Origin of the sequence: Mesorhizobium sp. M1342 (assembly GCF_040317955.1) — a bacterium.
Taxonomy (GTDB): Bacteria; Pseudomonadota; Alphaproteobacteria; order Rhizobiales; family Rhizobiaceae; genus Mesorhizobium.
In genome coordinates this window covers 119,222-139,338 of record NZ_JAMYLI010000006.1, presented here as the reverse complement: position 1 = coordinate 139,338, position 20,117 = coordinate 119,222, and the positions used below count along the sequence as shown (strand labels likewise).

Genomic DNA, 20,117 nt, shown 5'->3' with positions numbered 1-20,117 from the left:
ATACCATTGCGATGATCGATCGTAGGAGGGTCGGTCGGATTCATCGCTATGGGAGGAAGTCAACCATGAAGGTAAGCCTTTTCGTTTCCGCGGCACTTCTCGCCGCATCCGCGATCCCCGCCTCGGCCGCCGACATTTCCGACGGCAAGGTCAAGATCGGCATCCTCAACGACCAGTCGGGCGTCTATGCCGATTTCGGCGGCAAGTGGTCGGTCGAGGCGGCCAAGATGGCGGTCGAGGATTTCGGCGGCAAGGTGCAGGGAGCGCCGATAGAAATCATCAGCGCCGACCACCAGAACAAACCGGATATCGCCTCCAACATCGCGCGGCAGTGGTACGACACCGAGCAGGTCGATGCCATCATGGAACTGACGACCTCTTCGGTGGCGCTCGCCGTCCAGGGGATTTCCAAGGAAAAGAAGAAGATCGACATCGTCACCGGCGCGGCGACCACGGAGCTGACCGGCAAACAATGCTCGCCTTACGGCTTTCACTGGGCCTATGACACACATTCGCAGGCGGTGGGAACCGGCGGCTCTCTCGTGCAGCAGGGCGGCGACAGCTGGTTCTTCGTCACCGTCGACTATGCATTCGGCTATTCGCTGAAGGATCAGACCACCAAGTTCGTCGAGAGCCATGGCGGCAAGGTGCTGGGCGAGGTGCGTTATCCCCTGGGATCGACCGATTATTCGTCCTTCCTGCTGCAGGCGCAATCGTCGGGCGCCAAGGTCATCGGCCTGGCCAATGCCGGCCTCGATACCTCCAACTCGATCAAGCAAGCGGCCGAATTCGGCATCGTGCAGGGCGGTCAGCGTCTTGCCGCACTCCTGTTCACGCTGGCCGAGGTGCATGGGCTTGGCCTTCAAGCGGCGCAGGGCGTTGTGCTGACCGAAGGCTATTATTGGGATCGCGACGACAAGAGCCGCGAATTCGGGCAGCGCTTTTTCAAGCGCACCAACCGCATGCCGAACATGATCCAGGCCTCGACCTATTCGGCGGTGACGCAGTACCTGAAAGCGATCGACAAGGCCGGCACGGACGAGACCGAAGCGGTCGCCAAGCAACTGCATTCGATGCCCGTGGACGACGCCGCGATAACCAACGGCAAAGTGCAGGCGGACGGCAACATGGTCCATGACATGTACCTCTATCAGGTCAAGTCGCCAGCCGAGAGCACCCAGGAGTGGGACTACTACAAATATCTCGCCACCATTCCTGGCAACGAGGCCTTCCTTAGCGAAAAGGAAAGCGGCTGTCCGACGGCCGGCCAGTGATCGGCGCGGCCGATGGCGCCGACTGACCTGAGCGCGAACGAGCCGCCTGTGGTGCTTTCCGCCCGCGGGTTGCGGCGCGACTTTGCCGGCTTCATCGCCGTCAAAAACGTCGATCTCGATGTCCGCCATGGCAACATCCATGCCCTGATCGGACCCAACGGCGCCGGCAAGACGACCGTCTTCAACCTGCTCACCAAGTTCCTGGCGCCGACCAGCGGCAGGATCGAGCTGCTCGGCCACGACATCACCCGCACCTCGCCGGCCAGGGTCGCGCGGATGGGCCTGGTGCGCTCGTTCCAGATATCGGCGATTTTTCCGCACCTCAGCGTGCTCGACAATGTGCGCGTCGCGCTGCAGCGGCCGGGCGGGCTCAGCGTTCAGTTCTGGCGCTCGCTGGCGGCGCTCGACCGGCTGACGCCGCGCGCCGAGGAATTGCTGCGCTCGGTCGGTCTCGACGACGCCAGGAACAGGCTCGCCGGCGACCTTTCCTATGGCAGGAAACGCGTGCTCGAGATCGCTACGACCCTGGCGCTCGATCCGAAAGTGCTGCTGCTGGACGAGCCGATGGCCGGCATGGGGCATGAGGACGTGGCCACGGTTTCCAGCCTCATCCGTTCGGTGGCCAGGGATCGCGCCGTGCTGATGGTCGAGCACAATCTGACCGTCGTGGCCGACCTTTGCGACTGGATAACGGTCATGCAGCGCGGCGAGGTGCTGGCCGCCGGCGACTACGCCACCGTCAGCCGCGACGAGCGCGTCAAGATCGCCTATATGGGCACCGCCGATGACTAGTGCCGCACCTCTGCTTGCAGTCAGCGGCCTCAACGCCTGGTATGGCGAGGGCCATGCGTTGCACGGCGTCGATCTGGAGGTGTTTGCCGGCGAGACGGTCACGCTGCTCGGCCGCAACGGCGTCGGCAAGACGACGACGCTGCGCGCCATCATGGGGCTGATCCGCAAGCGAACCGGCCGGATCGCTTTCGACGGCCAGGATCTGATGCGGCTGCCGCTGCACCGGACCGCGCATCAAGGCATCGGCTTCGTGCCGGAGGAGCGCGGTATCTTCGCGACGCTGACCGTCGACGAGAACCTGGTTCTGCCGCCGGTCGTCGCGCAGGGCGGCATGAGCGTCGAGGAGATTTTCGACCTGTTCCCCAATCTGAAGGAGCGGCGCAACAGTCCAGGCACGAGGCTGTCGGGCGGCGAACAGCAGATGCTGGCGATCGCGCGCATGTTGAGAACCGGTGTGAAAATGCTGCTTCTCGACGAGCCGACGGAGGGTTTGGCCCCCGTCATCGTGCAGCGCATTGGCGCGTTGCTGGCGACGTTGAAAAAGCGCGGCATGACGATCCTACTGGTGGAGCAGAACTTCCGCTTCGCCAGCCGTGTCGCCGATCGTTTCTATCTGATGGAGCACGGCAAGGTGGTGGCGGGGTTTCCGGTCGGCGAGCTGCCGGACCGCATGACGCAGCTCCACGAAGTCCTGGGTGTATGATGGCGCCATGACGATGATCTTCGGCATCCCCGTTCAGGCTTTCCTCGGCCAGTTGCTGGTCGGCCTGATCAACGGCTCGTTCTACGCCATGCTGAGCCTGGGCCTGGCTGTCATATTCGGCCTGCTGCGGGTCATCAATTTCGCCCATGGCGCCCAATATATGCTCGGCGCCTTCGTCGGTTATCTGCTTCTCACCTATCTCGGCATCGGCTACTGGCCCGCCTTGATCCTTGCGCCGCTGATCGTCGGTGCCTTCGGCATCGTGGTCGAGCGCCTTGCGCTGTCGAGACTGTACGATCTCGATCCGCTCTACGGCCTGCTCTTCACCTTCGGCCTCGCGCTCGTGCTCGAAGGCATCTTCCGCTACTATTACGGCGTCTCGGGAAACCCCTACGCCGTGCCGCCGCTGCTTTCGGGAGGCACCAATCTCGGCTTCATGTTCCTGCCCAACTATCGCGGCTGGGTCGTCGTCGCCTCGCTGATCGTCTGCTTCGGAACCTGGGCGCTGATCGAGAAGACCAGGCTCGGTTCCTACCTGCGCGCCGCGACGGAGAATCCCCGCCTCGTCCAGGCTTTCGGCGTCAACGTGCCCTTGCTGCTGACCCTGACCTACGGCCTCGGCTCCGCGCTGGCCGGGCTTGCCGGGATTCTGGCAGCGCCGATCTATCAGGTGAGCCCGCTTATGGGGTCGGATCTCATCATCGTCGTCTTCGCCGTCGTCGTGGTCGGCGGCATGGGATCGATCCTTGGCGCCATCGTCACCGGCTACATGCTTGGCCTTGCCGAAGGCCTGACCAAGGTCTTCTACCCCGAGGCCTCCAACCTCGTGGTCTTCGTCATCATGGCGATTGTGCTTCTGGTCCGGCCGGCCGGCCTGTTCGGAAGGGACGCCTGACATGTCGGAACTGACGCTTCGCGAGACATCGGCCAAAACCTCGGCACGGCTTGAATGGACGCTGGTCGGGCTCGGCATCCTGGCGCTGCTGGTGGCGCCTTTCCTGGTCTATCCGATCTTCCTGATGAAGATGCTGTGCTTCGCGCTGTTTGCCTGCGGGTTCAATCTTCTGCTTGGTTACACCGGGCTGCTGTCATTCGGCCACGCAACCTTCTTTGGCGGCGCCGCCTACTTCACCGCGCATGCCGTCAAGGTCTGGGGCTGGCCGCCGGAAGCCGGCATTCTGCTCGGCATGGCGGGTGCGGCCTTGCTCGGCCTCGTCATGGGCTTCTTCGCCATTCGCCGGCAAGGCATCTATTTCGCCATGATCACGCTGGCACTGTCGCAGATGTTCTTCTTCTTCTGCGTGCAAGCGCCGTTCACGCAAGGCGAGGACGGCATTCAGGGCATACCGCGCGGCATGCTGCTAGGCGTCCTCGACCTGAACGTCTCGCTGAACATGTATTATTTCGTGCTGGCGGTGTTCCTGATCGGCGTCTTCGCCATCTGGCGCATCGTCAATTCGCCATTCGGCATGATCCTGCGCTCGATCCGGGAAAACGAGAATCGCGCCATTTCGCTGGGCTATTCCGTCGCCAACTACAAGCTCGGCGCCTTCGTCATGTCGGCGGCGCTGGCCGGGCTGGCCGGCTCGCTCAAGGCGATCGTCTTCCAGTTCGCCACGCTCACCGACGTCACCTGGCAGATGTCGGGCGAGGTGATCCTGATGACGCTTCTCGGCGGCATCGGTACGATGGTCGGGCCGATCATCGGCGCCAGCCTTGTCATCGGCCTGGAAAACACGCTTGCCACTTCCGGCTTTCCGGTGACCATCGCCACCGGCCTGATCTTCATGGTGTGCGTGCTGATCTTCCGGCGCGGCATCGTCGGCGAATTTTACGCGCGGATTTTCGGGCGGGCGGGAAAGGACTGATCAGCTGCAGGTTGGTGGGACGCGGTTTGCGCGTGGTGACATGCGTCACCACAATGAGCACCTGTCCGGATTCTTCAGAAAACTATAGACCTCGATCAATCGAGGCGACTGCTTGCGACCTGGGGCAATCGCGACCCCATCGGAACGGGTGAGCACTGCTGTGGACAAATCGTGATGCGTGCATTCTTTCGATTGGTTGCGGTTATGACCGTGGTGTCCGGCGTGACCGGCTGCACCAGCATTTCCTACTACGCGCAATCCATGAAGGGTCATCTGCAGATCATGACCGCACGCCAGGATGTCGGAAAACTGATCGAGGATCCTTCGACGCCGAAGGCGTTGCGCGCCCGAATGGCATCGGCGAGCGCTATACGACAGTTCGCAACGGATGAACTGGCGCTGCCCGACAACAACAGCTACCGCAGCTATGTCGACATTGGTCGGGACTCGGTGACATGGGCTGTCTTCGCCGCGCCGGCATTTTCGCTGACGCCGCGAACATGGTGTTTTCCTGTTTTCGGCTGTGTTCCCTACCGGGGGTATTTCTCCAGGAAGTCCGCGACTGAAACCGCTGTCGAACTTCAAGAACAGGGCATGGACGTCTATGTGACGGGCATCACTGCATATTCCACGCTCGGCTGGTCAAGTGACCCGCTGCTAAGCACGATGTTCGGCGAGGATAAAACCTATCTTGCAGGGCTGATTTTCCATGAACTCGCCCACCAGCGCGTCTACGTGCACGACGATTCCGCATTCAACGAGGCGTTCGCTGTCGCCGTCGAAACAACCGGCGTGAGAAAATGGTTGCGCATGACTGGCGATACCGCCGCATTGCGCCGTTACGAAGCCGCCCGGAGACGCAAGGCTGAATTTCTTGCGCTGGTGTCGCGGACCCGGGACGAGTTGGCGCAAGTCTATTCCAACGCCGGCACCTCGGAGCAAAAACTGGCCGCAAAGACGGCCGCTATTGAACGGCTGCGGATGCGCTACCGGCACATGCGCGACAGACGCTGGGGCCGATACCGGGGATACGATGCCTGGTTCGCCTCCCCGATCAACAACGCGAAGCTCGCCGCGACGTCCGTTTATAGCGATCGGGTGACCGCGTTTCTGCGCCTGTTCGACTTGTGCTCGGGCGACTATGTCAGGTTCTATGCATCGGTCCGGCGGATTGGCGCACTGGACGAAGCTCACCGCGTCGAAGCACTTGCCGCGGCAGATCGCTGTTATTGAGTCAGCCCGTGAGGCGTCAACGAAACAACGTGCAGCCGTCCGTCAGGCGCGACCTGGAGATATCCCGGAATCCGGCCTCGGTCATCCACGCGCGATACTGACCCTCAGTGTACGATTCGCCGTGGCGATAGAGGTTCAGGAAGGTGAGATTGAGAAAGACACCCTCTGGCGGGCCGAGGCGGTCGTCATCGACGACACCCCACCCGGCAATTGCGATCTCGCCGCCATGTGTAAGGCAACGCGCCGCGTTCAGGATCGAACTGCGCGCCTGGTCCGGCGGAAGCACCTGGACGACGGCCTTCAGGATCGCCAGATCGTGCCGACCGACCGATGGCGCGACGGTTATGTCCCCCTCTTCGACAACCACGTCGTCGGCACCGTATTCCGACAGGATGGCTGGCGCGACCGCTGAGACCGTCGGCAGTTCCATCAGCGTCGCCGCAATGTGCGGCCACCGCTCGCGAAGCCCGACCAGTATGGTCCCGGCACCCCCGCCGATGTCGATCACCGAACCGACCGCCGAGAGGTCCATCTCCTGGGCCAGATGTCGGCCGAAAATCACCCCACCCGGTGCGAGCATGCGGCTGAAGGCCGCCGCGGCCTCAGGTCCCGCTTCGGAAAAGTCGTGCAGCGCAGCCGGCCGGTTCTGCCGCAGCGACTCGGCGGTTAGTAGGTCGGCTCCCCAGAGCTCGCGCAGGAGCGCATGATCGCCGCCGCGATAGCTTGGCTTGGACGCATCGAGGAAGGCCGACGCTTCGGCTCCGTTGCGAAATTCACCATCCTTGACTTCAAGGAGGCCGATGCTGGCGAGCGCGTAGAGGAGCCGCGACAGACGATCGGGTTCGACTTTGAGCGTGGCCCCGAGGCTGTCAGCAGTCAGCGCGCTTTCACCGAGCCGGGTGAAGATGCCAAGGTCCAATCCGGCGCGAAGCGCCAAGGCGGGGGGCACCGCTGCGATCAGCTTGTCGATCCGGTCAGAATCCACCATGTCACATCCCCTCCGCGATCCAGGATCGGCCTTGAAACAACTCCCATGGACTAGAACTTACAGTCCCGACGTCCGGATGGCGACGGACCGGCCGAGAACTCCCAGTGGTGCGGTTGGGAGCGCGCGCGGCTCTAGTCTGAGAACTTCACGCTCACGCCGCGCTGCCGAAAATAAGCCTGCATCAACTTGCGGCCCGAGCGGTTGTTCTGCGCCAGTTTGGTCGGATCGAACACCGCCTGTTTTATCCCCTCCCGCGTCAGCGCCGCCTTAAGCGTCGCGATATGTGCGTCGATGTCGGCATTGTCCGCCCGGAGCGAGGCATAGATGCTCTCGGTCGCCTCGGCCACGGTCAGTTCGCTCATTGGTGTCGTCCTTTGGTTGGTTGGGCGGCGCTTAGCACAGATTCGCGGTCCGCCGATACCGAGACCGTCAGTACACAGCGCCCGCCGCGAAAGCGAACCGTTCCTTATGAGGCTTCGTAAAGTTCCAGCGGCAATCCATCCGGATCTCTGAAAAAAGTAAACCGTTGGTCTGTGTATGGGTCGATCCGGATTGGCTCAAAGGCAACGCCTGCGGCTTCCAGGCGGATAATTACGGGCTCAAGATTAGCCACAGCAAATGCCAGATGTCTCAGGCCTGTAGCCTCTGGGTGGGATGGCCGCATCGCCGGTGCAGGGAAGGAGAACAATTCCAGTTGGGCCGACCCGATCCGCAGATCCGCCTTCCATGACTGCCGCTCCTCCCGATAGACCTCCCGGATCAGATCGAGGCCGAGGAGTTCGACGTAGAACCGTCGCGACCGGTCATAGTCGGTGCAGATGAGCGCGACGTGGTGAATGGCGTTCAGCATGCTGCTAACTCCAGTCAAGGGGATATGAGGCCAAGGCGCTTCAAGGCCTGGATCGTCGCGCGCCACGGCTCCGATTTGCCTTGTCCTTCCCACCTCACCCATAACACCCGCGTTCCACCGCCAGCCGCCGCACCAGCGCCAGCACGGCATCGATGGTCGGGGTCGGCTTGTCCGTTAGCCGGCCAAGTTCCTGCACCGCGCTCACCAGCGCGTCGATCTCCATCGGCCGGCCGCGCTCCAGGTCCTGCAGCATCGAGGTCTTGTGTTCGCCGACATCGCCGGCGCCCTTGATGCGCCGGTCGACCGCTATGGGAAAGCGCACGCCGAGGCTTTCGCCGATCGCCTGCGCTTCCAGCATCATGGTGCGAGCGAGCGTGCGGGTGCCTTCGTCGGCGACAATTGCGGCAAGCGTGCTGCCGGTCAGCGCCGAGATCGGGTTGAAGGACAGATTGCCCCACAGCTTTACCCATATCTCGCCGCGGATGTCGTCGCGCACCGGCACCTGCAGGCCGGCCTTGACCATTTCCTCGGCCAGAAGCGTAACCCGTTCGCTGCGCTCGCCGGAGGGTTCGCCGAGCGAGAAGCGTCTGCCCTCGACATGGCGGATGAGGCCCGGCGCATCGACCTCGACGGCCGGATAGACGACCGAGCCGATGACGTGGTCCGGTCCGATCCGCTGCCAGATCTTGCCGCCGGGATCGACCGCGTTCAGCCTGGTGCCTTCGCGCGGCCCGCCAACGCCGTGGAAGTACCACCACGGCACGCCGTTCTGCATGGTGACGACGGCGGTGTCTTGCCCGAGTAGCGGTGCGATCTGGTCAAGGGCCGAGGTGAGGGAATGGGCTTTTAGCGCCAGAACCACATAATCCTGGACGCCAAGTTCCTCGGCTTTCGCGGCGGCCCGGACGGGGACGGACGTCTCCTGGCCGTCCTCGATCAGGCGCAGGCCATTTGCCTTGATCGCTTCCAGATGCGCCCCGCGCGCGACGATCGAAAGATCGGTCCGCCCAGTCATGGCAAGCTTGGCAGCGAGATAGCCGCCGATCGCACCGGCGCCGAAGATGGTGATCTTCATCGTCAAAGCCCCAGTTTGGCAGCGAGGCCGATGCGCTGCAATTTGCCGGTCGCGCCCTTGGGGATCTCGTCCAGGATCAGGATCTTGCGCGGCACCTTGAAGTCGGCAAGCCGCGTCGCGGCATAGGTGCGAATGTCGCCCTCGGTGGCACTGATGCCTTCGCGCAGCACAACCGCCGCGGCCACCTCCTCGCCAAGCTTGTCATGCGGCATGGCGAAGGTGACGACCTGCGCCACCGCCGGATGGTCCATCAGCACATCGTCGACCTCGAGCGGCGAGATTTTTTCGCCGCCGCGGTTGATGATCTCCTTGAGCCGTCCGGTGACCCTGAGATAGCCGTCTTCGTCCAGCACGCCCTGGTCGCCGGTGTGGAACCAGCCATGCGCGAAGGCGGTGGCGTTGGCATCCGGGTTCTTCTCGTAGCCAACAGTCACATTGGGCCCGCGAATGACGATCTCGCCGGTCTCGCCGGCCTTGAGCAGTCGCCCGTCGGGCGCCATGACAGCCACGTCCGGACCGGCGGAGGCCCCGACGCTGCCCGGCTTGCGCTGGCCCGGCGGCAGCCGGTTCGACGCCATCTGGTGCGCGGCCTCGGTCATTCCGTAGGATTCGATCACCGGACAGCCGAAGGTCGCTTCCAGTTCAGCCATCACTTGCGCCGGCAGCGACGCCGAGGACGAACGGATGAAGCGCAGGCGCGTTGCCGCCAGCACCTCGGCATTGCGTGCCGCGCGAGGCAGGATCGCCTGATGCATGGTCGGCACCGCCGTGTACCAACTCGGTCGTGCCTCGCCCAGCCACTGGAAGAAGCGCAGCGCGTTGAAGCCCGGCGTGCAATAGATGCTGCCACCGGCAGCCAGTGACGACAGCACGGCCGCGATCAGGCCGTGAATGTGGAACAGCGGCATGATGTTGAGGCAGCGGTCATCGGCCGTCAGGCCAAGCGTGCCGCCGATATGGGCAGCCGAGGCTGCGATGTTGGCATGGCTGAGCGGCACCAGTTTTGGCCGCGACGTCGTGCCGGAGGTGTGCAGCAAAAGCGCGATGTCGCCGTCTTGCGCCATGTCGGGTGATGCCGGGGGCCCGATCGCCGCGCCCTCGATCGCAAAACTGCCGGCGGGTGTGGCGGGCTGCACGACAAGCCGCAGCACGCCGATGCCGAGGCGTTCGGCCACCGTCACCGCAGGGCCGGTCTCGCCCTCGGCGACAAGGATCGCCTTGGCGCCGATGTCGGTGAGGTAGAAATCGAGCTCGTCGGCCCGGTAGGCTGGATTGAGCGGTGCCGTCGAGGCGGCGGCCGCCACGGCGATAAAGGCGGTGGCCATCTCGGGCCCGTTCGGCAGCACGATCGCCACCCTGTCGCCCCGGCCGATGCCGCGCGCATGCAGCTGTTTTGCCGTGTCGGCGATCAGGCTGCGCAATCCGCCATGGCTGAGCGTCGCCCTGTCGGGCGCCAGGATGGCAGGTGCATCGTCCGCCCCCGCTGCGAGACGGCGGGAGAGATCTGCGTGGGTTTCAGTTTGGGTCATGATCACCGGCTGGATTTCGAACGGCTATTGGCGGCAGCCCCGCTGACGGGCTTGCCTCGATATGGATACGCCATTGGACAACGGATTGCGTCAGTAGCCAAGCGCCAAACCATCCTTGCGCGGATCGGAAGCGCCGGTCAGCGTCCCCTTCTCCCAGTCGATCAGCACCACCTGCCCGCCGCCCAGCGGGTGATGCGGTTCGGCGATGCGGTGGCCGCGCCGGCGCAGGCCCTCGATCGCCTCGCTGGGAACGCCACGCTCGGCCTCCACGGTGTCGTCATTGTAAAACACCCTGGGCGCATCCAGCGCCTGCTGCGGGTCCATGCCGAAGTCGATCATGTTGGTCAGCAGATGGACATGGCCGAACGGCTGGTAGCCGCCGCCCATGACGCCGAACGGCATCACGACGCGGCCGTTCTTCGTCGCCATGCCCGGCATGATCGTGTGCATCGGCCGCTTGCCGGGCGCGATCGCGTTCGGATGTGCCGGGTCGAGGCGGAAGCTCGAACCGCGGTTCTGCAGCACGACACCGGTCTTCGGGCCGACGACGCCGCTGCCGAACGAATAATAGGTCGAGTTGATGAAGGAAACCGCGTTGCGGTCGCGGTCGACGATGGAGATGTAGACCGTGTCGCTGCCGGGCAGCTCCACGCGCGGCAGATGCGTCATGGCGCGGTCGCGGTCGATCTCGGCGCGCAGCCGGTCGGCATAGGCGCCGGACAGGAGCTGTTTGACCGGCACCGGGACATGATCCTGGTCGCCGAGATAGCGGTCGCGGTCGCGATAGGCCAGGCGCCCGGCCTCGATCTCCAGATGCAGGCGCTCGGCGCCATTGGGGTCAAGTCCGCCAAGCTTGAAGCCCGACAGCAAATTCAGCATCAAAAGCGCCGTCAGCCCCTGATTGTTGGGCGGCATCTGGTGGATCTCGTGGCCGCCATAAGAGGTGCTGACCGGCGTCACATAATCGCCTCGGGTCGAGGCGAAATCCTCGGCCGAATGAAGTCCGCCCAATTCGTTAAGCCGACTAACCATATCGTCGGCGACAGCGCCTTCATAGAAACCGGCTCGGCCGTGTTTGGCGATGATGCGCAACGTCGCCGCTAGTTCCGGCTGCCTGTGGATGTCACCCGCCTTCGGCGCCTTGCCGCCGGGCAGGAAGATGCGCGCGGCATGCTCGTCGGCCGACAGGTCGGTTTCCGGTTCGGCCCAGTCGAAGGCGACGCGGTCGTGCACGACATAGCCGTTCTCGGCATAGTGGATGGCCGGCGCCAGCACCTCGGCAAGGCCCTTGCGGCCATGGTCTTCGAGCAGGCGGCCCCAGGCGTCGACAGCGCCCGGCACGGTGACCGCATGCGGACCCTGCAGCGGGATGCGATCGAAGCCTTTTTCGCGGTACCAGTCGACCGTCGCTTTGGCTGGCGCCCGACCCGAACCATTGAAGGCCAGCACATTGCCCTGTCCCGCCGGGCTATAGAGCACGAAGCAATCGCCGCCGATGCCCGTCGATTGCGGCTCGACGACGCCCTGCACGGCGGCGGCGCAGACGGCGGCATCCATGGCATTGCCGCCGGAGCGCAGAATGTCGATGGCCGCAAGGGTTGCAAGCGGATGCGAGGTCGCGGCAACCGCCTCGGTGGCACGAACCGGCGAGCGGCCGGGAAACTGGAAATCACGCATTCTGTCTGGATATCCCCTGGTCACGTCTGCAAGTTGGTCACGTCTGCAAGTTGGTCACTTCTGCGAATTGGTCTGGTGAAATCAATGCCGCCGGCCGAAGATCTGCGCAACCGACAACAGCACGACCGAGAGAACGATCAGGCAGGTCGAGATGGCAGCGATCGTCGGGTCGATCTGGTCGCGCAGCGCGTTGAACATGCGGCGTGTCAATGTCGTGGTCTCGCCGCCCGATATGAACAGCGAAACCACCACTTCGTCGAAGGAGGTGATGAAGGCAAACAGCGCGCCCGAGACGATCGAGAAGCGGATCTGCGGCATCGTCACCTGCCAGAAGGCGGCGACGCGGCCGGCGCCAAGGCTGCGCGCCACGCGCTCCTGGTTCATGTCGTAGGAGCGCAAGCCCGACAGCACCGTCAGCACCACCAGCGGCAAGGCCTGCACCGTATGCGCGATGACCAGCCCGGTCAGCGTGTTGTTGAGCCCGATGCGCGCATAGAGGAAGAAGGTGCCGATGCCGATCAGGATCACCGGAACGATCAGCGACGCCGTCAGCAGCGCGTTGATGGTGCCGTTGAGGCGCAGCGTGCCCCTGTTGATGGCATAGGCTGCAGCGGTGCCGAGCGGTGTCGCGACGAGCACTGTCATAACAGCCACCTTGACCGAGACGATCGTAGCGTCGCGCCATTCCAGTGAGCCGAAATAGGTCTGGTACCAGCGCAGCGACCATTGCTGCGGCGGGAATTGCAGCAGCGTCGAATCCGAAAACGACATGATGACGATGATGATCGACGGCGCGATCAGGAACAGAAGCACGAGGCCGCCGAGGCAATAGAGCCACAGCCGTTGCCGATGCGAGATCGGCAGGCCGACATCCTCGCTCATCGCGAACTCCACACACCTGTGGCGCGCGCGCCGAGCAGCCACTGGAACAGGCCGAGAAGCGCCAGCGTGACCACCAGCAGCACCACGCCCAGTGCTGCACCCGCACCCCAGTTGGAATAGAGGCTGGTGGTCTGTTCCATGCGCATCGCCCACATGATGACCTTGCCGCCGCCCATGAGCGCAGGCGTGACGAAGAAGCCCAGGCACAGCACGAAGACGATGACCACGCCCGAGGCGAGGCCGGGCAGCGACAGCGGAAAGAAGATCTGCCGGAAGGTGGCGGCCGGGCCGGCGCCGAGATTCATGCCGGCGCGCAGGCAGTCGATGTCGATGGTCTTCATCGAGGCGTAGAGCGGCAGCACCAGGAACGGCAGCAGGATATGCGTCATGCCGATGACGACGCCGGAAAAATTGTTGGCGAGCGATAGCGGCTGGCTGATGACACCGAGATCGATCAGCCAGCTGTTGATCAGGCCCTTGCGCTGCAGGATCACCAGCCAGGCATAGGTGCGCACCAGAACCGATGTCCAGAACGGCAGGATGACGAAGATCAGGCAGATCGACGCCGCCCGGCGCGGCAGTTGCGACAGCATGTAGGCTAAGGGATAGCCGAGCAGCACGCAGGCGCCGGTGACGATGAAGGCGACCTTGAAGGTGGTGATAAAGGTCTTGATGTAGGAGGCCTGTTCGAAGAAGCGCGCATAATTGGCGGGACTGAAGGCGCCGGCTTCGTCGAACAGCGACAGCCAGAACAGCCAGCCGATGGGCACGATGATGATGGCGAAGACCAGCAACAGGCTCGGCGACAGCAGCGCCAGCAACCGCAACGACTCGCGCCGAGCGTCCATATGCAGCGCCTGCGTGTTCAGATCCGGGCCCGAGCGGCCGGCTTTCTCCTGCATGAGGGCGGTCTGCGCGCTCATCAGTCTGCCGCCACCAGGATCGTGTCCTGCGCATCGAGACCGAATGAGACTGGATGGCCGGGTGCGGGCATTTTCGCCAGCACATCGCTGCGGCAATAGTCGCGCAAAGTCAGCTGCCGGCCGTCGCGCAGCACGGCATAGCAGACGAAGCTGTCGCCCTGGTAGATGATGTCGCTGAGCGTCGCGTTGAGCACGTTGACGCCGCTTGCCGGTTCGGCATCGGTGAGCAGCCGCAGCTTTTCCGGCCGCACCACCATCAGGTACTGGCCTGCCGCCGGCGTCGCCGCCGCCGTATGGATTCTTCGCTCCTCGTACCAGACGGAGCCGTTGCGGCACTCGACCGGAATGAAATTCGATTCGCCGATGAAGCCGGCTACAAATTGCGTCCGCGGCGTGGCGTAGAGGGTTTCGGGCTTGTCGAGCTGTTCGATGCGCCCGGCGTTCATCACCGCGATGCGGTCCGACATGGTGATGGCTTCACGCTGGTCGTGCGTGACATAGACCGTGGTCATGCCAAGCCGCCGGTGCAGGCTGCGCAGCTCGATCTGCATGTGCTCGCGCAAGCCCTTGTCGAGCGCCGACAGGGGCTCGTCCATCAAAACGATGCGCGGTTCGAAGACGATGGCGCGCGCCAGCGCCACGCGCTGGCGCTGGCCGCCGGAGAGCTGGTCGACCCGGCGCTCGCCCAGCCCCTGCAATTTCACCAGATCGAGCGCCTTTTCGACACGCTCGGCCGTCTCGGCGGCGGCAACGCCGCGCTGCTTCAGCGGAAAGGCGATGTTGTGAAAGACGTTCATATGCGGAAACAGCGCGTAGTTCTGAAACACCATGCCGATGTTGCGCTTGTGCGGCGGCGTGGTGATGATCTCGTCGCCGCCGACCCTGATCGAGCCGGCATTGGCCCGCACGAAACCGGCCAGGATCATCAGAAGCGTCGTCTTGCCGGAACCGGAAGGCCCCAGCAGCGTCAGGAATTCACCAGCCTCGACGTCGAGGTTGAGGTCGCGCAGCACAGGCACGCTGCCAAATCGTTTCTCGATCCCGCGCATGCCGATCGGCAACGCGGATGGCGCAATGGACAAGATTTTTCTCTCCCAGGGGCTGAGGCGGCGAAAGCAGGGCGAGGCGTCGCCCTGCCGTGGTTTGGATTGCGGCCGCAGCCTATTGCTGGATCAGATTGTTGAATTTTTCCGTCGCCTCGACCAAATTGTCGCGCCAGAATTCTGCATCCTGCAACACCTGCTTCTTGACGTTCTCGGGCGCCGAATTAATGTCCTTGATCCTGTCCTGCGGGATCTTGCCGGTCTCGAAAGCCTTCTCGTTGACCGGGCCATTGTCGACATAGAGCGGCAGATTGGCCTGCAATTGCGGGCTGACGAACATCGCCAGCGCCTTCATCGCGGCTTCCTTGTTCTTGGAGCCCTTGGGGATGACCATGCAGTCGGCGGTCAGCACGCCCTGGTCGAAGGAGAAGCTGACCGGCGCGCCTTCCTTCTTTAAGGTGCCGGCACGGCCGTTCCAGATGCTCGCCATGTCGACTTCGCCGTCCTTCACCAACTGCATGGCCTGCGCGCCGGAGGTCCACCAGGCGTCGATATGGCCACGGATCTTGTCGACGGATTTCAACGCGCCGTCGATATCGACCGGATAGACCTTGTCGATCGGAATGCCTTCGGCCAGTGCCGCGACGCTCAGCGTTTCGGTCGCCTGGCTGCCGCTCAGCGCGCGCCGTCCCGGAAACTTTTCCACGTTCCAGAAGTCGGCCCAGGTCTGCGGGCCTTTGTCGCCGAACACATCGGTCCGGTAGATCAGCACGACGGATGTGTAGGAAATGCCGACCCAGTCGTCGTGGACAAGCTTCGGGTTGATGCCGCTCTTGTCGATGATGCCGTAGTCGAGCTTCTCGAACAGCCCTTCCTTCGAGCCGCGCGCACATTCGTCGGCGCCAAGTTCGGTGATGTCCCACTTCACCGCATTGCCGGTCACCTGCAGCCGGACGTCGTCGAGGCCGTTGGTGGTGTCTTCCTTGATGGTGATGCCGAGCGCGTCGGCGGTAGGCTTGAAAAACGCCTTGGTCTGCGCCTCCTGGTAGGTGCCGCCCCATGAGGCGACGGTGATGGTGTCGCCCGCTATGGCGGGGGCCGCGAGCGAAGCCATGAGGCCCGCAATCGCAACGATACTAACGCTTCTGGTCCTGTTCATTTTTTCGGCTCTCCAACCGGTGTTCCCATTGTTTTCGATTTGGCATGCTATTTTGTATACAATTTTGAGTGTAGCCTAGCGATCGATGTTGTCAACACCGCCGGCTCGATCGAATTCACGGGTTTCGAGCCGGACAAGGTGGCGAGGAACGGCGTCGCCGGGGGCGTGGCAAATTATGCCGACTGCGGCTACAGCTATGCGTGTTCCGGCTGAAAGGCCGGAGAAGTGGGAAGGGAAGCTTGGCCAAGAAAACCAAAAATACGTTGCGTGACTCGGTCTACTCCGCGCTCAAGGCGATGATCGTGACCGGCCAGATTCCGCCGGGCTCGCGCGTCACCGAAAACGACATCGCGGCGAAGCTGACTGTCAGCCGCACCCCGGTGCGCGAGGCCTTCAACCGTCTCGAGCGCGACGGGCTGGTCACCGGCCGGCCGCGCCAGGGCTATGTCGTCACCGAGTTCGACATCAACATGTTCCGCGAGGCATTCGAGATCCGCGAGCTGCTCGACGGCCACGCGACGGAACTGGCGGCAGCGGCGGCGACGGACCAGGACAAGGCACGGCTGCGCGCCATGCTGGCCGAATGCGAGCGGCTGGCCGCCATTCCGGAGCGCACCAACAGGGAAAAATTCCAGGAGCTTGAGGTCGGCATTGACCTGCACCGCGTCATCGCCGAAATCAGCGGCAATGTGATGCTGCACGGCATGCTGTGCGGCATCCTCGACAAGTGCCAGCACTATGTCTGGACCGAACTTTTGTGGCTGGACGAATGGAAGATCGCCCGCGACGAGCATGCCGAAATCGTCGATGCCATCTGCGCCGGCGACGCCGCCAGAGCCGGCACGCTGGCGCGCGCCCATGTGCGGGGCTCGCGCGACAATGTGCTGCGCCTGCTGCAGGCCAAGTCGGATTATCGGAACTTTCTGGCCAAGGCGTCTTGAGGGGTGAGGAACTTGGGCGAGGCCTGCCCGCCGACCGACCCTGACGACAAGCGCCTTTGAGCTTAGCCCTTGCGCTCCTGAAGGCGGTTGCCGCCGTCGACCACCAGCAGGGCGCCATTGACATAGCTGGCACCTTCCGAGGCCAGGAACACCACCGCTGCGGCCACCTCATCCGGCCGCCCGGCCCGCGCCGGCGGCGTGTGCAGGGCGGCTTGCCGCTCCATCTCGCTCGACGAACCCGTTTCGATCCAGCCGGGCGCCACGGCATTGACTGTTACGCCGCTTTTCGCCACTTCCAGCGCCAGCGTGCGCGTCAGGCCGACCATGCCGGCCTTGGCGGCGGAATAGGCTGATGTGCCTTCGAAGGATACCAGCGGTCCGGTGACGGACGCCACATTGACGATGCGCCCGTAGCCCGCTTCGACCATCGCCGGCAGAAAGGCCTTCGTGACGAGGAATGCGGTCTTCAGGCTGACGTCGATCCCCTGGTCCCAGTCGGCCTCGGTCATGGTGAGAAACGCCTTGTCGACCGATGGCGATGCCAGCGAGCCCATGCCGGCATTGTTGACCAGGATACCGACCGCCCCGACATCGGCCCGCAGCCGCGCGACATCGGCAGCGATGGTGAGATCGGCGACCACGGCTTTGGCATCGATGCCTTCGCGGCAAAGCTCGGCGGCGCGATCGAGCACGCGCGTACTGGCTCCCGTGAGGAAGACCGCATGGCCGGCACGGCCGAGCTGCCGGGCAATGGCAAAGCCGATCCCGTCGGCCGCACCGGCCCCGGTGATAAGTGCGCGCTTGGTGTTGGTAGAGGAGATGGTCAAATCAGGCTCCGCTGGTTTCCGCTCCCGGTCTTACCACGCGCTTTGGGCAACAGCCCGCGAGGATTTGGCTTTGCAACATTCCACGCCGCTTTGAGTTCTCTGAAAATCCGAAAGTCGAACCGAACGAAGCGTGCAGCTTGGCGATCGCGTGGGCGTGGAGGAAAGGACGTGCCGGAGATCCAGAAAATATCCTTGTCCTCTGGCGGCGAGGTGGCCGTCCGGACGGCCGGCGATGTTTCCAAGCCCGCGCTAGTCCTGTTGCACGGCTTCCCCAATTCCTCTCGGATGTTCAGCGACGTGACCGCCAGGCTCTCCGGCACCGTCTATGTCGTTGCGCCTGACCTTCCGGGCTTCGGCGCATCCGATCTCCCATCCGAGCCATCGTTCGACATGCTGGCCAACGCGATTGAAGAGCTGCTTGCGAGTCTCAACGTGGGCCGCAGGTTACTCTATTTGCATGATTTCGGCGCTCCGGTGGCTTTTCAGCTCGCCATGCGCGCTCCGGAACTTGTCGAAGGCCTCATCATTCAGAATGCCAATGCCCACCGCTCCGGCTTTGGTCCGCAGTGGGCAGCCACATTGGACTTCTGGGCTGCGCCGAATGCCGGCAACGAGGAGGCCGCCACCGCCCATTTGACCCTTGAGGGAACCCGCGACCAGTACGTCGCCGGCCTGCCACCCGAGATCGCGGCGCGGATCGATGCAGAGCGTTGGATTGAGGACTGGCGGGTCATGTGTCTACCGGGACGGCTTGATCTGCAGAAGGCGCTGCTGGCCGACTACGGCCGATATGTCGACCGGTTTGGGGAGGTGGCTGACTATCTGGCGAAGCATCAACCTCGAGCCATGCTTCTTTGGGGTCGCCACGATGTCTTTTTCGACATTGCGGAGGTTCAGTCCTGGCTCATCGACCTTCCTCGGATGGAGGCTCACATCTTCGACGCGGGCCATCCCTTCTGGAGACGCAGGGGTCCAGGGCTGCAGAGCTGATACGGGAGTTCGTCGATGCGGGCTCGCCCTGAGCCGTATACTTGCGTAGGTCCGGGCAAGTCGCGGAAGCAATGCGACGACGTAAACCGCTGTTGATGTGAGCCTTCACATGGCCCAGGAAATTTCGGGCCGAAGCCGCACGCCTCGCGGCCTTGGGCGAGACAAGACCCATTATCTGAACTTAAAAGCGCGCGCGGCCCACATCAGCCGCATCGCCTGTTCGGCCGCGTTCGCCAGCAGCATGTCGGCGTCACGGATCGCGTCTTCGAGGGAACATGGCCGGCGAAGAATGCTAAAGAACGCATCGATGCCAATTTCGTGGGTCGCCTCGGCGCCCAGTCCGACCGTGCCGGCCAAGGCAATCACAGGCAGATTGTAACGTTTCGCGCGCCGTGCAATCTCCGCCGGCACCTTGCCAAAGCCAGTCTGTCCGTCCAGACCGCCCTCGGCCGTCATGACCATGTCGGCATCTGCCAGTCGGCGATCAAGATCAATATACCGCCGGATAAGATCAAAGCGTGGCTGCAGCCGCGCTCCAACAAAGGCGTGAAGCCCGGCGCCAAGTCCACCGGAAGCTCCTCCGCCGACAAGCGGCGCTACGTCGATGCCGAGGTCGCGGCGGACGATATGAGCGAGATTTTCCATGCCCTGATCGAGCAACGCCACCTGGTCAGGCGTTGCACCCTTTTGCGGACCAAATACCCGAGCGACGCCTCTCTCGCCGAGCAGCATATTGTAGGGGTTCACGGCGACGTCGATACGAACATTCGAAAGGCGGCGGTCACGATCGGAAAGATCGACGCGAGCGAGTGACGAAAGCGCCGAGCCGCTCCCCGAAATAGAGTGGCCGTCCCCATCGAGCAAGCGCACGCCTAGAGCTTGGGCCATCCCCATTCCCGCATCGTTGACGCCCGAGTCACCGCAGCCGATCAGAATCCTTTCGGCGCCAAGATCGAGTGCCACATGAATCAACTCCCCCACCCCATAACTTGTAGTACGGGTCGGGTCGCGCATGTCCGTGGGAACGAGCCGCAGCCCGGCAGCCGCCGCAATCTCCAGAACAGCCGTCCGCTTCTTTCCTCGGCCGAGAAAACCGACGGTCGCCTCCACAGGTTGCCCGACTGGCCCCGTGACGGTGACGGAATGCAACTCACCATGGGACAGCTCAACAAGCGTACGCGTAAAATCCTCGCCTCCATCCACCATCGGAAGGCTAAACACTTTTGCTGTCGGAACCGCATTGCGGACGCCGCGCGCCAATGCATCGATAACATCACGAACGCCGAGGCTCTCCTTAAAACCAGACGGTGCGACCAGCACTCGAAGCCGTTTTCTCTTCTTCGGCTCTTTCTTTTTCGACATG

Annotated in this window: 20 protein-coding genes; 8 read left to right on the top strand and 12 right to left on the bottom strand. The window is 63.4% G+C overall.

Going from position 1 to position 20,117, the window contains the following annotated elements:
• Positions 1–65: 65 nt before the first annotated feature.
• The 6 genes from NKH06_RS08230 to NKH06_RS08205 all read left to right on the top strand — a co-directional run bounded on the left by NKH06_RS08230 (position 66) and on the right by NKH06_RS08205 (position 5,870).
• The gene (locus tag NKH06_RS08230) at positions 66–1,274 is read left to right on the top strand and encodes an ABC transporter substrate-binding protein (RefSeq protein ID WP_128304150.1); all 1,209 of its coding nucleotides are present in this window, start codon (positions 66–68) and stop codon (positions 1,272–1,274) included.
• Positions 1,275–1,286: 12 nt separating this feature from the next.
• Entirely contained in the window at positions 1,287–2,066 is a 780-nt protein-coding gene (locus NKH06_RS08225; protein ID WP_023810815.1) for an ABC transporter ATP-binding protein, read from the top strand.
• The gene (locus tag NKH06_RS08220) at positions 2,059–2,769 is read left to right on the top strand and encodes an ABC transporter ATP-binding protein (RefSeq protein WP_023810814.1); all 711 of its coding nucleotides are present in this window, start codon (positions 2,059–2,061) and stop codon (positions 2,767–2,769) included. Before NKH06_RS08225 ends, NKH06_RS08220 begins: the two co-directional genes overlap by 8 nt.
• 7 nt (positions 2,770–2,776) lie before the next feature.
• Entirely contained in the window at positions 2,777–3,664 is an 888-nt protein-coding gene (locus NKH06_RS08215; RefSeq protein WP_023810813.1) for a branched-chain amino acid ABC transporter permease, read from the top strand.
• Position 3,665: 1 nt separating this feature from the next.
• The gene (locus NKH06_RS08210) at positions 3,666–4,637 is read left to right on the top strand and encodes a branched-chain amino acid ABC transporter permease (protein WP_023810812.1); all 972 of its coding nucleotides are present in this window, start codon (positions 3,666–3,668) and stop codon (positions 4,635–4,637) included.
• Positions 4,638–4,811: 174 nt separating this feature from the next.
• Positions 4,812–5,870 carry an aminopeptidase gene (locus NKH06_RS08205; protein WP_128304151.1) on the top strand — a complete coding sequence of 353 codons (1,059 nt, stop codon included), beginning with the start codon at positions 4,812–4,814 and terminating at the stop codon, positions 5,868–5,870.
• Positions 5,871–5,886: 16 nt separating this feature from the next.
• Here the strand turns inward: NKH06_RS08205 and NKH06_RS08200 are convergent, their stop codons facing one another.
• From NKH06_RS08200 to NKH06_RS08155, 10 genes are all read right to left on the bottom strand, one after another.
• Complete coding sequence (locus NKH06_RS08200) at positions 5,887–6,807, bottom strand: methyltransferase (RefSeq protein WP_352892680.1); 921 nt, start codon at positions 6,805–6,807, stop codon at positions 5,887–5,889.
• Positions 6,808–6,989: 182 nt separating this feature from the next.
• On the bottom strand, positions 6,990–7,220 hold the full coding sequence (locus tag NKH06_RS08195; protein WP_023810809.1) for a hypothetical protein: 231 nt from the start codon (positions 7,218–7,220) through the stop codon (positions 6,990–6,992).
• Positions 7,221–7,324: 104 nt separating this feature from the next.
• A complete protein-coding gene (gene gloA2 / locus NKH06_RS08190) occupies positions 7,325–7,708 on the bottom strand; it encodes an SMU1112c/YaeR family gloxylase I-like metalloprotein (RefSeq protein WP_352440625.1) in 384 nt (127 codons plus the stop codon).
• A gap of 94 nt (positions 7,709–7,802) precedes the next feature.
• Positions 7,803–8,783, bottom strand: coding sequence for a 2-dehydropantoate 2-reductase (locus tag NKH06_RS08185; RefSeq protein WP_352440624.1), 981 nt, complete (start codon positions 8,781–8,783; stop codon positions 7,803–7,805).
• Positions 8,784–8,785: 2 nt separating this feature from the next.
• Positions 8,786–10,312 (bottom strand): acyl--CoA ligase, encoded by a 1,527-nt coding sequence (locus NKH06_RS08180; protein ID WP_352440623.1) that lies wholly within the window; start codon positions 10,310–10,312, stop codon positions 8,786–8,788.
• 90 nt (positions 10,313–10,402) lie between these two features.
• Complete coding sequence (gene ggt, locus NKH06_RS08175; protein WP_352864531.1) at positions 10,403–11,989, bottom strand: gamma-glutamyltransferase; 1,587 nt, start codon at positions 11,987–11,989, stop codon at positions 10,403–10,405.
• An 81-nt stretch (positions 11,990–12,070) separates the two neighbouring features.
• Positions 12,071–12,871: an ABC transporter permease gene (locus NKH06_RS08170; RefSeq protein WP_352774309.1), complete on the bottom strand. Its 801-nt coding sequence runs from the start codon at positions 12,869–12,871 to the stop codon at positions 12,071–12,073.
• Entirely contained in the window at positions 12,868–13,794 is a 927-nt protein-coding gene (locus tag NKH06_RS08165; protein WP_352440621.1) for an ABC transporter permease, read from the bottom strand. The genes NKH06_RS08170 and NKH06_RS08165 overlap by 4 nt, the downstream gene beginning before the upstream one ends.
• On the bottom strand, positions 13,794–14,876 hold the full coding sequence (locus NKH06_RS08160; RefSeq protein WP_352440620.1) for an ABC transporter ATP-binding protein: 1,083 nt from the start codon (positions 14,874–14,876) through the stop codon (positions 13,794–13,796). Before NKH06_RS08160 ends, NKH06_RS08165 begins: the two co-directional genes overlap by 1 nt.
• A gap of 79 nt (positions 14,877–14,955) precedes the next feature.
• A complete protein-coding gene (locus NKH06_RS08155) occupies positions 14,956–15,996 on the bottom strand; it encodes an ABC transporter substrate-binding protein (RefSeq protein WP_352774307.1) in 1,041 nt (346 codons plus the stop codon).
• A 239-nt stretch (positions 15,997–16,235) separates the two neighbouring features.
• Between NKH06_RS08155 and NKH06_RS08150 the strand changes: the two genes are divergently transcribed.
• On the top strand, positions 16,236–16,937 hold the full coding sequence (locus NKH06_RS08150) for a GntR family transcriptional regulator (RefSeq protein WP_352440618.1): 702 nt from the start codon (positions 16,236–16,238) through the stop codon (positions 16,935–16,937).
• Positions 16,938–16,999: 62 nt separating this feature from the next.
• Here NKH06_RS08150 and NKH06_RS08145 read toward each other — a convergent pair whose 3' ends face one another.
• On the bottom strand, positions 17,000–17,764 hold the full coding sequence (locus tag NKH06_RS08145) for an SDR family NAD(P)-dependent oxidoreductase (protein ID WP_352774305.1): 765 nt from the start codon (positions 17,762–17,764) through the stop codon (positions 17,000–17,002).
• 168 nt (positions 17,765–17,932) lie between these two features.
• Between NKH06_RS08145 and NKH06_RS08140 the strand changes: the two genes are divergently transcribed.
• Positions 17,933–18,754 carry an alpha/beta fold hydrolase gene (locus tag NKH06_RS08140; protein ID WP_352774303.1) on the top strand — a complete coding sequence of 274 codons (822 nt, stop codon included), beginning with the start codon at positions 17,933–17,935 and terminating at the stop codon, positions 18,752–18,754.
• A gap of 171 nt (positions 18,755–18,925) precedes the next feature.
• On the opposite strand, the gene NKH06_RS08135 is transcribed toward NKH06_RS08140, so the two are convergent.
• The gene (locus NKH06_RS08135) at positions 18,926–20,116 is read right to left on the bottom strand and encodes a glycerate kinase family protein (protein WP_352440615.1); all 1,191 of its coding nucleotides are present in this window, start codon (positions 20,114–20,116) and stop codon (positions 18,926–18,928) included.
• Between the last annotated feature and the right edge of the window lies 1 nt (position 20,117).

Excerpts from the sequence above, each read along its gene's own strand:
- NKH06_RS08230 (WP_128304150.1), top strand. The coding sequence starts at position 66 with ATGAAGGTAAGCCTTTTCGTTTCCGCGGCACTTCTCGCCGCATCCGCG.
- NKH06_RS08225 (WP_023810815.1), top strand. The coding sequence starts at position 1,287 with ATGGCGCCGACTGACCTGAGCGCGAACGAGCCGCCTGTGGTGCTTTCC.
- NKH06_RS08220 (WP_023810814.1), top strand. The coding sequence starts at position 2,059 with ATGACTAGTGCCGCACCTCTGCTTGCAGTCAGCGGCCTCAACGCCTGG.
- NKH06_RS08215 (WP_023810813.1), top strand. The coding sequence starts at position 2,777 with ATGACGATGATCTTCGGCATCCCCGTTCAGGCTTTCCTCGGCCAGTTG.
- NKH06_RS08210 (WP_023810812.1), top strand. The coding sequence starts at position 3,666 with ATGTCGGAACTGACGCTTCGCGAGACATCGGCCAAAACCTCGGCACGG.
- NKH06_RS08205 (WP_128304151.1), top strand. The coding sequence starts at position 4,812 with ATGCGTGCATTCTTTCGATTGGTTGCGGTTATGACCGTGGTGTCCGGC.
- NKH06_RS08195 (WP_023810809.1), bottom strand. The coding sequence starts at position 7,220 with ATGAGCGAACTGACCGTGGCCGAGGCGACCGAGAGCATCTATGCCTCG.
- gloA2 (WP_352440625.1), bottom strand. The coding sequence starts at position 7,708 with ATGCTGAACGCCATTCACCACGTCGCGCTCATCTGCACCGACTATGAC.
- NKH06_RS08185 (WP_352440624.1), bottom strand. The coding sequence starts at position 8,783 with ATGAAGATCACCATCTTCGGCGCCGGTGCGATCGGCGGCTATCTCGCT.
- NKH06_RS08180 (WP_352440623.1), bottom strand. The coding sequence starts at position 10,312 with ATGACCCAAACTGAAACCCACGCAGATCTCTCCCGCCGTCTCGCAGCG.
- ggt (WP_352864531.1), bottom strand. The coding sequence starts at position 11,989 with ATGCGTGATTTCCAGTTTCCCGGCCGCTCGCCGGTTCGTGCCACCGAG.
- NKH06_RS08170 (WP_352774309.1), bottom strand. The coding sequence starts at position 12,871 with ATGAGCGAGGATGTCGGCCTGCCGATCTCGCATCGGCAACGGCTGTGG.
- NKH06_RS08165 (WP_352440621.1), bottom strand. The coding sequence starts at position 13,794 with ATGAGCGCGCAGACCGCCCTCATGCAGGAGAAAGCCGGCCGCTCGGGC.
- NKH06_RS08155 (WP_352774307.1), bottom strand. The coding sequence starts at position 15,996 with ATGAACAGGACCAGAAGCGTTAGTATCGTTGCGATTGCGGGCCTCATG.
- NKH06_RS08135 (WP_352440615.1), bottom strand. The coding sequence starts at position 20,116 with ATGTCGAAAAAGAAAGAGCCGAAGAAGAGAAAACGGCTTCGAGTGCTG.